Below are 1,000 nucleotides of genomic sequence, written 5' to 3' on the forward strand. Positions count from 1 at the left end.
CAGACCGGCCCGACTCCTCGAACCTCCGCCGGGGCGACGCCGGTTGGGCAGGATCCGGTCACTTCGCGGAGGCCCACGGCTTCCGCGTCCGAGCCCGTGTCGAGTCGCCCGTGGCAGTCGGTCATCGGTTTCGGCAAGGGGGAGAAGACCCTCACGCCCGAAACCGAGGCCGAAATCCGGGGGATCGCCGCCGGAATAGCCAAGGAGGCGGTGCTCAACTACCAAAATGGTTACCGCATGCCCGAGGTCTCCATCACCGGGTTCGGAAATTCATATCTGACGGGCATGGACACCGGTGAAAAGCGTGCTCGCAGGGTCGAGGAGATCCTCAAAGAAGAGCTGGTACGACAGCTGGACAGCCTGAGCACCGGAGTGGAACCGGGCAGCCTGCGTCTGAGTATTCCGCTGCTGAAACACATCAGGATCGTATCCAGCACGCTCGGTTACAGGGGGACCCCACCGCAGCACGGCACCACACCGGGGGACGAGCGTCGGACGGCGGTCATCGACGTCGTCAGCAGGCCGGGTTTCGACGGGCGGTTCGAGGGCGCCATCTCCCTTCGGCCGGCTGCCGAGTTCCGGGGCGTGTCGGACCTTCCGGACACTGCAGGGCTTGCGAAGGCGTTCCAGGGCGTCGGGAATGCCAAGGCGTTCCTGGTGGACGTGCCGGAGAGTCTGCGGCGGGCCACCCGGGTCGAGATCAAGCGTCTGGCGCAGTCGCTACGACGCGCGGGGCTGCCTGGGACAGGACCGGTGGTCCTCAACCTGCCGGGCACCGAAAGCGACGCCGGCCAAAGCGGCGTCCCGACAGCATTCCTGCTCGCCAAGGAGCTGGGACGCCCCGTCATCGCACCGCGGCAGGGGCTCACCGAAGGCTCGGACACCACCGGCGGGAACTGGCAGGTCCACCACCCCGACGGCTCCGACACCCGGCCGCAGAGCACGTCGACGGCCGACTCCGACCCGACAAACTTTTCCCTCGCACCCGCCCAGCCGCCCA

1 protein-coding gene is annotated in these 1,000 nt (G+C 67.7%); it reads left to right on the forward strand.

All coding sequences use genetic code 11. The features are described from left to right. Positions 1 to 96: 96 nt before the first annotated feature. On the forward strand, positions 97 to 1,000 hold a 904-nt coding region (locus ACI2L1_RS45235; RefSeq protein ID WP_404745309.1), incomplete at its 3' end, for a hypothetical protein.

This window comes from Streptomyces sp. NPDC019531 (genome assembly GCF_044903305.1).
In the GTDB taxonomy this organism is placed as follows: domain Bacteria; phylum Actinomycetota; class Actinomycetes; order Streptomycetales; family Streptomycetaceae; genus Streptomyces.